The sequence below is a fragment of the Pseudomonas sp. BJa5 genome, from assembly GCF_030272875.2.
GTDB lineage: Bacteria > Pseudomonadota > Gammaproteobacteria > Pseudomonadales > Pseudomonadaceae > Aquipseudomonas.
The window spans coordinates 12,955-25,922 of the sequence record NZ_JALRNG020000020.1 but is presented as its reverse complement, the minus strand read 5'-3'; the positions used below and the strand labels follow the sequence as shown (position 1 = coordinate 25,922).

Here is a 12,968-nt window from a genome sequence, read left to right as displayed (position 1 = left end):
CGAAACTGGTCTGAACGGACGATGAAAAAGCCTGGATGGGCCCCGATGCTGCTCACTTCAGGTAGGAGCGGGCTTGCCCCGCGATTGCGTTTTGCCAGGTAGATCGCAATCGCGGGGCAAGCCCGCTCCCACAACCAGAAACAAGACCGGGAGCACCCGCTGTGAACACCTCGACCCCTGTGACATGGCGCACGCACTATGCGTTGTTCGTGCTGGCCGCCATCTACGTCTTCAACTACATCGATCGCCAGCTGATGGCGATCCTGATCGAGCCGGTGAAGCTTGAATTCGGCATTTCCGACACCGGCATCGGCCTGCTCTCGGGGGTGACCTTCGCGGTGTTCTACACCCTGTTCGGCTTCCCCCTGGGACGCCTGTCCGACCGCATCGGACGCAAGCCGGTGATTGCCCTGAGCTGCATCGCCTGGAGCCTGATGACCATGCTCTGTGGCCTGGCCGGCAGCTTCCTGATGCTGGTGCTGGCGCGCATTGGCGTGGCGGTGGGCGAAGCCGGCGGCACCGCGCCGTCGGTGGCCATGGTCTCCGACCTCTATCCGCCGCGGCGGCGCTCCACGGCCCTGGCGGTGCTGATGCTCGGCTCGAGCCTGGGCGCAGTGGTGGGCCTGGGCCTGGGTGGCTGGATTGCCCAGCACCATGGCTGGCGCCTGGCCTTCCTGTTGATCGGCGCACCGGGGATCTTCCTCGGGCTGTTGTTGCTGCTGACCGTGCGCAGCCCGAAACCTGCCGCTGCGGCCGTGCAGGTGGCGGCGCCACAGCAAGGCTGGTTGAAGACCCTGCTGGAGCTGCTGCACATGCCGTCGTTTTTCTGGCTGGTGCTGACCGGCGGCGCGGCAGCCATCGCCGGCTATGCCATCGGCACCTGGAGCCCGAGCTTTTTGATCCGCTCCCATGGCCTGAACGTGCAGCAGGCGGGCTTTCTGGTCGGCGTGGTCGGCGGCAGCGGCGCGGCCCTCGGCACCCTGGCCTGCGGCCTGGTCACCGACCGCATGGCCCGTCGCGATGCCGGCTGGCAGATCGGCGTGCCGTTGCTCGGCACCCTGGTCAGCATCCCCTTCGCCCTGGCCTACTTCCTCTGGCCCCAGGGCACGCTGCTGCAGGTAGGCGGCATCGATGTGCCGACGGCGTTCCTGTTCTACAGCGTGTTCGCCTTCTTCGGTGTGTGGTGGGCAACACCGTGCCTTGGCGCCATCACCCACCTGTTCCCGGCCACCCGCCTGGCCCAGGCGACCTCGATCTTCGTGATGTCCATGACCCTGCTCGGCGTGGGCGTGGGGCCGTTGCTGATCGGCGTGCTCAGTGATTTCTTCGTGCCGACCCTAGGCGCTGAGTCGTTGCGCTATGCGCTGGCGGCGTCGGTGTCGATGCTGGTGCTGGCGGCGGTGTTCCTGGCGCTGGCGTTGCCGGGCTATCGCCGGCAGTTGCGTGAGCCGGCAACCGCAAAAGTCGCCGCAGGCGCAGTCACAGCCTGAAGCCATGTAGCCGCTCCCACCCTGTGGGAGCGGGCTTGTCCCGCGATTGATCTCACCGCCGCATCGCGGGGCAAGCCCGCTCCCACAGGGCCGCAGCGGCTACACGTGAATCACATCCAGCCTTATGCCTTAGAGCAGCCGGGTCAGCAGCTTGATCACGACCAGGTGCAGCGGATAGAACCAGTACCCCCACTTCCCCACCGGCCATACCCGAGCCTTGTACGGCCTGCGCAACAGCCACAGCCCCAGCGCCGCCGACAGCAACGCCACCGCCAGGATCATCAACGCTATCGGTTGGGCCACGTTGCTGCGTACCCAATGGTTGGTCAGGTTCCCCGCCACCGCGATAAACCCGGGCACCAGCCAGGTGCCCCTGCCCCCGCGCAGCGCCAGCACGAACGCCGCCGGCAGTAACACGCCCGGCCAGCCATACATCAGAACATCCGCCGCCAGCAGCGCCACCAGCACCACGCCCAGGGCCATGAGCCGACGGTGATGCTGCACGCCCAGGGCCAGCAGCAGGCCCAAGGTCAACGTCGGCATGATGCTGAAGGTGCCGGAACCGACGTCCAGCGCGCGGTAGGGCCACTCGGACAGCAGCGAAAACGCCACCATCCAGCCCAGATAGCGGCCATTGGCGGCGGTAAACAGCTGCCCTGGCGTCGAGCGTGCGACATTGGCGGCGATGCCCAGGCAGAACAGCGGGAACGCCAGGCGCCCGACCACGTACAGCCAGTCGGCCGTGGGCATGAGAAAGCGCAGGTGATCGGCGACCATGGTCAGCATTGCCAGCCACTTGAGCAGATCCAGGCCTGCCGAACGCTGGGGTGTGGGGGGCATGGGCGTCCTTGGATGCGTGCGGGGATCAGCTCACAGCATAGGAGGCCTGGCGGCCAAACGAAAAGGCCCCATCGCGGGGCAAGCCCGCTCCTACCCGGTAGGAGCGGGCTTGCCCCGCGATGGGGCCGGTGCGATCAGCTCAGCGCCCGATCGCGCGTGCCGCGTCGGAGGTGTACATGTCGGCGGTGAACTTCGACTCGTTGAGGATCGGGCCTTTCTTCGCCTCGTTGGTCATGCCATACCCGGTGTACTGCCCCGAGTTCAGGTCCATGAAGAACTGCGAGCCGGCCTGCCAGCCACTCATGTCCGGGTGGTAGTAGTAGTTGATCATTGCGTGCTTCCACAACTGCCCACGGGCATCGTAGTTGTCGGCCATCACCGCGTTCCAGGTGTCCTCGTCGATGAACAGGACGCGCTTGCCATAGACATGGCGGTAGCCTTCCTTCAGGTCAGCCTCCAGCACCCACACCCGGCGCAGTTCATAACGCATGTACTCGGGGTTGGGGTGGTTGGGGGTGAGCAGCTGCGCGTACTTGACGTTGGCGGCGTTGGCCTTGAAGGCGTTGGCCGGGCTGTAGATCTCGCGCTTGCCGACCAGCTTCCAGCTGTAGCGCTCGGGTGCGCCGTTGAACAGGCGGTCTTCGTCGACGGTCATGGTGCCGTTGGTGCCGATCATCGGCTGGTCATAGCCATAGCCCGGCATCTGCCGCACGCGCCGGGTGGACGGGCTGTAGGCCCAGGCCTGGCGCGGGTTGGTGGCGAAGTTGTAGGGCTCGTGGGCGATGCTGATCACGCCGTTGTCGCGGGCCGGCTTGAGCGTGGTGTTGTAGCTCATCGCCTGGACCTTGTCCTCGGTCTTGGGCTCGACCGTCGGCGAGTTGGCCTGGGACAGGTTGCGCGCATGGGCACGGCCCCAGCCGATGCTGCCGTTGGGCAGTACCGAGGCGAGGTCGCTGATCTTTTCCTCGGTGTAGGCGCGCGCCGGCAACTGGTGGTTCCACAGCAGTTCCATGCCGGTCTTGGGAATCGGGAACGGCACCTGGCCCAGGCCTTCGATACCCAGCCCGTCGTTGACCAGGCGGGCATTGAGGGCGTTGTACTTGACCCGTTCGCAGACGTAGTCCGGGTAACGGAAATCCCTGTGCCCCGGGTAGATGTTCATCTTGTAGCTGTCGGGGTATTTCTTCAGCAGGGCCTTCTGCCCCTCGGTCAGGCGCGATTCGTACTGGGCCATGTTCTGCGCGGTGATCACCAGGATCGGCTTCTCGGCAGCGTACGGGTCCACCGGCTGGTCGCCGGAGAACTTCACATGGTTCCAGCCCGGCACTTCGCCTAGGTACTTGCCGGTGTAAGGCGGGATGCTGCCATCGGCGTTGCCGGCTTTTTCGGCGCCGACGCAGGTCAGCTCCTTGCCCAGTTTGTCGGCTTCCTGGGGCGACACCTGCGCCGCTGCGCTACCGACCAGGCCGGTATTGACCACCATCGCGGCCGCGAGCACGGCACCTGTTGTTGTTATTTTCATGTATTGCCTCCTTCGCTGATAAGGCTTTCGGTTAGTACCCATTCTTCGCGTTCTGGCGGCGTATTCATCGTCCGGAAAGACTAAGAATCGAACGTGCCGACCGATTGCTGCAGTTGGGCCTTGAGCACTTTGCCGGTGGCGTTGCGCGGCAACGGCGTGGCGTGCAGGTAGACCCGGGCCGGCACCTTGTAGGCCGCCAGGCGAGCGGCGATATAGGCCTGGATGGCGCCCGCCTCCAGGTGGGGTTCAGCGCGCACCGCCAGGGCCACCGCCTCGCCCAGCTGGCTGTCGGCGACGGCAAAGGCCGCCGCCTCCTGCACCCCGGGCATGTCGCCGATGCAGGCCTCGATCTCGGCCGCGGAGATCTTCTCGCCGCCACGGTTGATCAGGTCCTTGACCCGTCCGCTGATACACAGGAAGCCCTCGTCGTCGAGGTAGCCGGTGTCGCCAGTGTCGAGCCAGCCACCGCGCAAGGTCGCGGCGCTGTCCGCCGCCAGGTTCCAGTAGCCGCTCATCAGGGTCGGCGAGCGCAACCAGATCAGCCCGGGACTGCCCGCCGGCAATGGGTGCTGCGGGTCATCGCCGATGCGCACATCGACGATCGGCAGCGGCCAGCCGCAACTGCCCGGTTTGTAGACGAACTGGTCGCCACCGATAGCGGCGCCGATGCCATTGCTTTCGGTCAGGCCATAGCCGCTGCCGCCAATGGCATCGGGCTTGCGTTCGATCATGCTGGCCAGCAGGCTGCTGGACGACGCCCCGCCGCCCAGGCCGAGGCCGAACAGGCTGGCGGTGTCGGCGCCACCGAAACGCGGCGAGGCCAGCAACTGCTGCATCATCACCGGCGCACCGTTGAACTGGGTGCAGCGCTCGTCACGGATCAGGTCCAGCGCCCGCTCCACGTCCCACTTGTACATCAGCACCAGGCGCCGGCCGGCACGCAGGGCCAGGAGGAACTGCGCATGCAGGCCACTGACATGGAACAGCGGCACCGCCATCAGGGTGGTCGGCGCCAGGCCGCTGTTGATCACCACGCCGATGCGCTCGGGCGAGCTCATGGCACAGAACGCGCCCTGGAACTCCAGCGCCGTCAGTGCCTGGCAGATCGCCCGGTGGCTGGACAGCACGCCCTTGGCGCGGCTGGTGGTGCCGGAGGTGTAGAGGATCAGCGCCGCAGCATCGGGGTCGAGCTGCAGGCTCGGCACCGGCAACGGCGGCGCGGCCAGCAGGTCCTCGTAGCGCAGGCAATGCTCGGACAGTACCTGGTCGGCTGCGGTGCCGACGACGATGGTCGACAGCGACCCACTCCCCAGATCGCCGCCCAGTACCCGCAGGCGTGCCTCGTCACACAGCAGCAGGCAGGCGCCACTGTCCTGCAGGCCGTGCAGCAGCTCGTCGCGCAGCCCCCAGCTGTTGAGCGGCACGCACACCGCGCCACAGCGCTGGATCGCGGCAAAGGCCACCAGCCAGGCCGGCTGGTTGCGCATGGCGATGGCCACCCGCGCACCGGGTTGCAGCTTGAAGGAACCGATCAATTGCCCGGCCAGGCGGTCGACCTGATCGAAATACTGGGCGAAGGTCAGGCGCTGCTCCTGCCACACCAGGAACTCACGGTCGCCATGCACGCGACCGGCGTCGATGGCCTGCAACAGGTCCGGCGCGGTGTGGCGAAATCGACGGGGGCCGCCGTCTTCGGGGCTCACTACTTCAAAGGGCGAACCTGGGGCGATCAGCTGCGCCCAGGCCTGGCGCCAGCGTTGTTCACTCATGCTCTGCCCCCTGGGCCAGGGCCCCGTAGCGCTGGCAATGAAAGTCGCGATCGCCCAGGGTTGCCTGGGCCACACGCACGCGCTTGAGGTACAGGCCCACGTCCAGCTCGTCGGTCACGCCGATGCCGCCGTGCATCTGCACCGCCTCGTTGCAGACCTTGATCGCGGTATCCCCGGCTTTCCACTTCGCCAGGCTGACCAGGCGGCCACGGGCGGCGGCATCCAGCGTGTCGTCATCCAGTGCCGACAGCGCCGCCATGACCGCACTGCGGCTCAGGGCCAGGTCGATGTACAACTGCGCGGCGCGGTGCTGCAGGGCCTGGAAGCTGCCGATCGGGGTGTCGAACTGCACCCGGGTCTTGAGGTACTCCAGGGTGGTTTCGAACAGCTGCTCGGCGGCGCCCAGCAGCTCGGCGGCCAGGCACGCACGGCCACGGTCCAGGGCCAGGTCGAGGCTGGCCCAGCCCTCGCCCGCCTGGCCGAGCAAGGCCTCGGCGCCGACCCGCACCTGCTGCAATTGCAGGCGTGCGCAGTTGCGCGCATCGATCAGCGGCAAGGCGCTGACACTCAGGCCCGGCGTATCGGCCGGCAGCAGGAACAGGCTGATGCCCTGGGGATCGCCGGCAAGCCCGGCCACCCGCGCCGCCACCAAGTAGGCATCGGCGCCGAGGCCATCGAGCACCCAGTACTTGTCGCCATTGAGGCAGTAACCATTCCCATCGGCCCGGGCCTGCAGCGCAGTGCCTTGCGGGGCGTGGCGGGCCTGCTCGTCCAAGGCCAGGGCCAGGCGCAGGTCGCCGGCGATCAGCGGCGCCAGCCAGCGGTCCTGCTGCGCGGCATCGCCGGCCAGGTGCAAGAGCGAACCGCCCAGCACCACGCTGGACAGCAAGGGCGTGGCCGCCAGGTTACGGCCGATGGACTCGAAGATCGGCCCCAGGCCCATGCAGCCGAAATCCAGCCCGCCCAGTTGTTCGGGGAAAGGAATGGCGCTCCAGCCCAGCGCTACCGCATCGCGCCACAACTGCGGATCGAAGCCAGTCGCGCTGCCCTCGTCACGCAACCGGCGCTGGGCGGCAACCGGGCTGCGGGCGGCAAGAAAGTCCCTTGCGCTGTCGGCCAGCAGGCGCTGCTCGTCGCTGTAGACCAGGTTCATGGCGTCACTCCTTTCTTGGCTTCGGGCAGGCCAAGCACGCGCTTGGCAATCACATTGAGCTGGACCTCCGACGCGCCGCCGGAGATGGTCAGGGCATAGCTGTTAAGCCAGCCGCGGGTAATGGCCATTTGCGAGTCGTTGCCAGCCTCGGCCTGCCAGCCCATGGCATGGCCACCCATGAGGTCGAGCAGCACCTCGAACTTGTCGCGCTCCTGCTCGGTGTGCACCAGTTTCATGATCGCCATCAGGCCGCTGATGTCGTCGCCGGCCTGGGCTGCCTGGCCCATGCGCTGCACGGTCAGGTCATAGGCACGTTCGTTCATCGCGCAGGCCAGGGCGCGCCCCTGCAGCACGTGTTCGCCCTGCCCTTGCGGACACGGCAGGTACTGGCGCAGCAGGGCCAGCAGGTCGACATGGGACGGCAGGCTGATTTCACCGAACTTGGACATGGCCTTGCGTTCGTGCTGGAGCAGGCGCTTGGCCAGATTCCAGCCGCCGTTGAGCGGCCCGATCAGTTGCGACTTGGGCACCTTTACAGCGTCGAAGAACACCTGGCAGAACGCCGACTTGCCGCTGATCAGATCGATGGGCACCGGGTTGACGCCGGGGCTGCGCATGTCCAGTACGATCAGGCTGATGCCTTCATGCTTGGGCGCGGCCGGGTCGGTGCGCACCAGGGCGTACATCCAGTCGGACTTGTCGCCGTAGGAGGTCCAGATCTTGCTGCCGTCGACCACGAAGTGATCGCCGGCATCGCGGGCGCTCATCTTCAGGCTGGCCAGGTCGGAGCCGGCGTTGGGTTCGGAGAAGCCCTGGCACCAGCGCACCTCGCCACGGGCCATGGGCGGCAGCAAGGTGCGTTTCTGTTCCTCGCTGCCGAACTCCAGCAGCAACGGGCCGAGCATCCAAACGCCCAGGTTGATCTGCGGCGGCCGGCACTTGAGGCGGCGCATTTCGCCCTCCAGCACGGCCAGTTGCTCGGCGTCCAGGCCGGCGCCGCCGTAGGCCTGCGGCCACTCGGGGCAGAACCAGCCCTTGTCGCGCATGCGTTCGAACCACAGCTGCGCATCGCTGCTGGGAAACTGCGGCTGCTGCGCGCCCCAGACCACGTCGCCCTCGCCCATGGCGGTGCGCATCGATGGCGGGCAGTTGGCCTCAAGCCAAGCCCGGGTGTCGTGCCTGAATTGCTCGATGGTGCTCATATGATTGACCCTTGTTTTTGTTTGATTGTGGGAGCGGGCTTGCCCCGCGATTGCGGTGTGTCAGGCAAATCGCGATCGCGGGGCAAGCCCGCGCCCACAGGCGCTAGCGCTGTGGACGCGGCATGCCCAGGCCGAACTGGGCGATCAGCTCACGCTGGATCTCGTTGGTGCCGCCGCCGAAGGTCACCGTCACCGAGGCGCGCACTTCGTACTCCAGGTCGCCCTGCAGCAGCGCCGCGGCCGTGCCGCTGCGCAGCGCGCCGTTGGCGCCGAGGATGGCGGCCAGGCGACGAAGGATCTCGATGGCCGACTCCGAGCCGTAGACCTTGGTGGTCGAGGCCAGCGCCACGTCTACCCGGTCGCGTTCGAGGTCGGCGGCGATCCTGAAGTTGATCAGGCGCATGGCTTCAAGGCGCGCATAGCACTCGGCCAGGGAGGTTCGCACCCAGGCCTTGTCCACCGCCCGGCGTCCCTGCTCGTCGCGGCTGCGCGCCCACAGGTAGACCCGGCGGAACAGCCCGGCGACCTTGTCCGACCAGGAGCCCAGGCCCAGGCGCTCGTGGTTGAGCTGCGCGGTGATCAGCTTCCAGCCGCCGTGCAGCTCGCCCACCAGCATGTCGCGGGGCACGCGCACGTTGTCGTAGTAGGTGGCGGCGGTCGGGTTGCTGGTGGTCGGGATCAGGGTGCTGGAGAAGCCCGGCAACTGGGTGTCGAGGATCAGGATCGACACGCCCTTGTGCCGCGCCCGCTCAGGATCGGTGCGCGCTGCCAGCCAGATGTAGTCGGCCGACTCGGCACCGGAGGTCCACAGCTTGTTGCCGTTGACCACGAAGTGCTCGCCGTCGAGCCGGGCGCTGGTCTTGAGTACCGCCAGGTCGCTGCCGGCACCGGGTTCGGAATAGCCGATGGCGAACATGATTTCGCCCCCTGCGATGCCGGGCAGAAAGCGCTCTTTCTGCGCAGCGCTGCCATGGGCGATCAGTGCTGGGCCGACGGTGCTGATGGTCACGAACGGCAAGGGCGCGCCAGCGATATTGGCCTCTTCGAAGAAGATCAACTGCTCGGTGGCGGCATAGCCCTGGCCGCCGTGTTCCTTGGGCCAGCCGACCGCCAGCCAGCCGTCGCGGCCCATCTGCCGCACGGTCTGGCGAAACAGCTCGCCGCCCTCCTGGCCGCGCAGTTGCTCGCGCAGGTGCGGGGTCATCAGGGCCTGGAAGTAGTCGCGCACCTTCAGGCGCAGCTGCTGTTGCTCGGGAGTGAGATCGACGAACATGAGCTGCTCCTTAGGCTGCGCCGAGAATCAGGCCGCTGGTGGGCACGCCGGTACCGGCGGTGACCAGCACGTTGTGCACATCGGCCACCTGGTTGACCGCCGTGCCGCGCACCTGGCGCACCGCTTCGGCAACGCCGTTCATGCCATGGATGTAGGCTTCGCCCAGCTGGCCGCCGTGGGTGTTGATCGGCAGCTTGCCGCCGCGGGCATGGTGGCCGGCGCGGATGAACTCCTTGGCCTCGCCGCGCGGGGCCAGGCCGAACTCTTCCAGTTGCGGCAGCACGAACGGGGTGAAGTGGTCGTAGATCACCGCGGTCTGCAGATCCTCCGGGCCGAGCTTCGACTGGCGGTACAGCTCGCGGGCCACCACGCCCATCTCCGGCAGGCCGGTGATGTCGTCGCGGTAGAACGAGGTCATGATCTGCTGGCCGTCGGTGATGCCCTGGGAGCCGGCCTTGATGATCACCGGTTTGTTCGGCAGGTCGCGGGCGCGCTCGGCCGAGGTGATGACCATGGCCACCGCGCCGTCGGATTCCTGGCAGCAGTCGAGCAGGTGCAAGGGCTCGCAGATCCAGCGCGAGGCCTGGTGTTCTTCCAGGGTGATCGGTTTGCCGTGGAAGAACGCCGCCGGGTTGGTCGCGGCAAAGTCGCGCACCGCCACCGCCACCCGGCCGAAGTCTTCGGAGGTGGCGCCGTAGGTGTGCATGTAGCGCTGGGCGAACATGCCGACCCAGGCCGCCGGGGTGTGGAAACCGTGGGGCATGTACCAGCCGTAGTTGACGTTCTCGAAGATCGGCGTCGAGGCAAAGCCGTAGGTGCCGGTGCCGAAGCGGTACCAGGAGCGTTCGTTCATCGCCCGGTAGACCACCACCACCTTGGCCACCCCGGTGGCCACCGCCATGGCCGCATGCATCACCGGCCCGCAGGCCGCGCCGCCGCCGTGGGGCACCTGGGAGAAGAACTTGACGTCCTTGCAGCCGAGCAGGCGGGCGATCTCGTACTCGGGCACCTTGTCCACCGAGTAGGAGCTGAAGCCCTCGACCTCGGAAGGGTCGATGCCGGCGTCCTTGAGCGCGCTCAAGGTGGCTTCCATGGCCAGGTGCAGCTCGGTGCGCCCGGAGTTCTTGGAAAATTCGGTGGCGCCCAGGCCGACAATGGCGGCGCGCCCGCTGATCGATGAATCGGTCATCTGTGTGTCTCCCGCTGTCAGGGCAGGATCAGCGCGACCGTGCCGGTCACGTGATTGCCCATGGAATTCTTGCCGCTCAGGGTCACTTCCACCGTGCGGGTGGCCGGGTCCTGGCGGGTCACGCTGCCGTTGAAGGTCATGCAGTCGCCGGGGTAGTTGGGCGCACCGAGCTTGATCTTCAGCGACACGAACTGCGCCAGCGGGCCGGCCCAGCCTTCGACGAAGCGCTGGACCAGGCCATTGGTGGTGAGGATGTTCATGAAGATGTGCTGCGAGCCCAGGGCCTTGGCCGCTTCCAGGTCGTGGTGACCGGGGAAGTAGTCGCGGGTGGCGATCGCGCCGCCGGTGATCAGGCCGACGGTGATGGGAATCGCCAGCGCCGGCAACGCTTCGCCGGGCTGCACGTCTTCAAAGCGCTTGGTGTTCTTCGAGGTCATATTTCCATCCCAGCTTGTCGTTATCGCCCAGCCAGTCGCCGAGGCGTTCCAGGCATGCCGCCGATCCTCCCAGGGCAAGGCCCAGGGCACGGCTCCAGTAGAGAAAGCGGTGAATCGGGTACGTCAGGTCGACGCCGATACCGCCATGCACATGCTGCGCGCTGTGGCCGATGCGGTGCCCGGCCTCGCAGGCCAGCCAGGCCGTGGCCAGGGCTTCGCAGGGCGCGGCAAGGCCGGCGTCGAGCCGGTAGCAGAGCTGCCAGAGCGCACTGCGCAGGGCTTCCAGGTCGATGTGCGCATCGGCCATGCGCATCTGCACGGCCTGGAAGCTGCCGATCGGCCGGTCGAACTGCTCGCGTTCGCTGACATAGGCCACGGTGCGGCGGATGTGCGCTTCGCTGACGCCCAGTTGCAAGGCCGCCAGCGCCGCCTGCACCCGTGGCTCCAGCCAGTCCAGCGCTGGTCCCGGCAACAGCTGTTCAGCGCTGATGCGCAGGCCTTCGATTTCGATCTCGGCCACCGGCTCGCCATGGGTGAGCACGCCGGGCACACGACGCACCTGCGTCGCGCTCAGATCGATCAGCACCAGTCGCGGCTGGCCCTCGGCCTCGGCCAGCACCAGCGCCGCTTGGGCCTGTTGGCCGAAGGCGAGCGCGGCGACCTTGCCATCCAGCACCCAGCCGCCTTCGCAAGGCCGGGCGTGCAGGTCGATGCCGCAGGCACTGGCACGGGCTTCGATCGACAGGGTCAGCAGTACCTCGGCGCTGGCCGCCCGCGCAGCCCAGCCCGCCGCCTCGCCCAGGGCGAAGTGCGCCAGGGTCGCCGCCGCCAGTTGATGACGCCACAGCGGCACCTGGCCCAGGCTGCGGCCCTGGGCCTGGAGCACCAGCATCAATTCGGTGATGCCCAGGTCGCTGCCGCCGGCCTGTTCGGGAATGGCCAGGGCATGCAGGCCGGTCTCCACGCACAGGCCCCAGAGGTCGGCCATCATCGCTTCGCCGCTGCTGTCCCACTGGCGCAGGGCATCGTCGTCGCAATGGTCGGTGAACAGGCTGTCGGCCATCTCGGCGATGGCGCGCTGGTCTTCGCTCAGTTCGAAGTCCATGCACCCTCCTCGGCCGGCACGGGCCGGAACAGCGGCAGGGTCAGCTGCTCATCGAAGGTCTGGAACTCGACCTGCAGGCGCTGGCCGATCTTCAGTTGCCCGGGTTCGACGCCGACCAGGCCGGCGATCAGGCGCACGCCCTCTTCCAGTTCGATCAGGCCGATGGGGTTGGGATGCTCGAACGGCGCGACCACCGGGTAGTGCATGACCACGAAGGAATACAGGCTGCCGCGGCCACTGGCCTGGACGCTGTCCCAGTCGAAGCTGTGGCACTTGATGCACACTGGCGCCGGAGGATGACGCAAGGTGGCGCAGGCGGTGCAGCGCTGGATCAGCAACTGCCCCTTGGCGCAGCCGTCCCAGAAGAAGCGGGTGTCGTCGCTGATACCAGGCAGTGGCCGCTTGGCCACCACCGGTGCTTCAACGGCAGGTGCCGGGGCAGCAGCGGCCGGACGGAACTTGAATACGCGGAACAGCAACTCGCCCACCGGCTCGTCGCCGCCGGCCTTCTCGACGAAATGGCTCATCACCAGGGTGACGAAGAAACCGGTGCCCAGGGCGGTGGTCTTCTCGTCGCCCACCGACTCCAGGCGGGTGGTGTAGTACAGCTTTTCGCCCAGGCGCAGCGGCCGGGTGAAGCTCAGCTCGGAGTTGACCGCCACCGTCGAGGTGTAGCCCTCGGCCTCGAACAGCTTGAGCACCTCGTAGGGGTTCTCGTCGGTGGAGCCCGGCGGGTAGTTGTTGGCGTGAAAGCCCTCCAGGGTCCACACCTGGAGCATCGCCGGCGGCGCGATCAGGCCTTCGTGGACGGTTTCAAGGGCCACGGCGGGGTCGGTGTAGAGGGGGTTTTCCACGCCCATGATCTCGCACCACTGGCGAATCATCGGCGCGTTGACCTCGTCCCAGGCATACACCCGCCCGTACTGGCGCCCCACCAGGGCGCTCACATTGGACAGCAATTGTGGATCTGCCACAGTCGTCTCCTGCA

11 protein-coding genes are annotated in these 12,968 nt (G+C 67.3%); 1 reads left to right on the top strand and 10 read right to left on the bottom strand.

The annotated features are described in order from the left end of the window. Nucleotides 1-161 precede the first annotated feature (161 nt). On the top strand, nucleotides 162-1,490 hold the full coding sequence (locus M2D63_RS13395; RefSeq protein WP_285863401.1) for an MFS transporter: 1,329 nt from the start codon (nucleotides 162-164) through the stop codon (nucleotides 1,488-1,490). Between the two features lie 129 nt (nucleotides 1,491-1,619). Here the strand turns inward: M2D63_RS13395 and M2D63_RS13390 are convergent, their stop codons facing one another. The 10 genes from M2D63_RS13390 to M2D63_RS13345 form a co-directional block, all read right to left on the bottom strand. Beyond that, on the bottom strand, nucleotides 1,620-2,330 hold the full coding sequence (locus M2D63_RS13390; protein ID WP_285863400.1) for a TraX family protein: 711 nt from the start codon (nucleotides 2,328-2,330) through the stop codon (nucleotides 1,620-1,622). A gap of 139 nt (nucleotides 2,331-2,469) precedes the next feature. Then, the gene (locus M2D63_RS13385; protein WP_285863399.1) at nucleotides 2,470-3,852 is read right to left on the bottom strand and encodes a DUF1329 domain-containing protein; all 1,383 of its coding nucleotides are present in this window, start codon (nucleotides 3,850-3,852) and stop codon (nucleotides 2,470-2,472) included. A gap of 80 nt (nucleotides 3,853-3,932) precedes the next feature. Then, a complete protein-coding gene (locus tag M2D63_RS13380; RefSeq protein ID WP_285863398.1) occupies nucleotides 3,933-5,621 on the bottom strand; it encodes a class I adenylate-forming enzyme family protein in 1,689 nt (562 codons plus the stop codon). Then, nucleotides 5,614-6,774, bottom strand: coding sequence for an acyl-CoA dehydrogenase family protein (locus tag M2D63_RS13375; protein ID WP_285863397.1), 1,161 nt, complete (start codon nucleotides 6,772-6,774; stop codon nucleotides 5,614-5,616). Before M2D63_RS13375 ends, M2D63_RS13380 begins: the two co-directional genes overlap by 8 nt. Then, complete coding sequence (locus M2D63_RS13370) at nucleotides 6,771-7,976, bottom strand: acyl-CoA dehydrogenase family protein (RefSeq protein ID WP_285863396.1); 1,206 nt, start codon at nucleotides 7,974-7,976, stop codon at nucleotides 6,771-6,773. The genes M2D63_RS13375 and M2D63_RS13370 overlap by 4 nt, the downstream gene beginning before the upstream one ends. A gap of 103 nt (nucleotides 7,977-8,079) precedes the next feature. Beyond that, nucleotides 8,080-9,249, bottom strand: a complete 1,170-nt coding sequence (locus M2D63_RS13365; protein ID WP_285863395.1) for an acyl-CoA dehydrogenase family protein — start codon at nucleotides 9,247-9,249, stop codon at nucleotides 8,080-8,082. Nucleotides 9,250-9,259: 10 nt separating this feature from the next. Continuing rightward, the gene (locus tag M2D63_RS13360; protein ID WP_285863394.1) at nucleotides 9,260-10,438 is read right to left on the bottom strand and encodes a lipid-transfer protein; all 1,179 of its coding nucleotides are present in this window, start codon (nucleotides 10,436-10,438) and stop codon (nucleotides 9,260-9,262) included. 17 nt (nucleotides 10,439-10,455) lie between these two features. After that, on the bottom strand, nucleotides 10,456-10,875 hold the full coding sequence (locus tag M2D63_RS13355) for a MaoC family dehydratase (RefSeq protein WP_285863393.1): 420 nt from the start codon (nucleotides 10,873-10,875) through the stop codon (nucleotides 10,456-10,458). Continuing rightward, on the bottom strand, nucleotides 10,847-11,980 hold the full coding sequence (locus M2D63_RS13350; protein WP_285863392.1) for an acyl-CoA dehydrogenase family protein: 1,134 nt from the start codon (nucleotides 11,978-11,980) through the stop codon (nucleotides 10,847-10,849). The genes M2D63_RS13355 and M2D63_RS13350 overlap by 29 nt, the downstream gene beginning before the upstream one ends. Continuing rightward, nucleotides 11,965-12,954 (bottom strand): bifunctional MaoC family dehydratase N-terminal/OB-fold nucleic acid binding domain-containing protein, encoded by a 990-nt coding sequence (locus M2D63_RS13345; protein ID WP_285863391.1) that lies wholly within the window; start codon nucleotides 12,952-12,954, stop codon nucleotides 11,965-11,967. The genes M2D63_RS13350 and M2D63_RS13345 overlap by 16 nt, the downstream gene beginning before the upstream one ends. Between the last annotated feature and the right edge of the window lie 14 nt (nucleotides 12,955-12,968).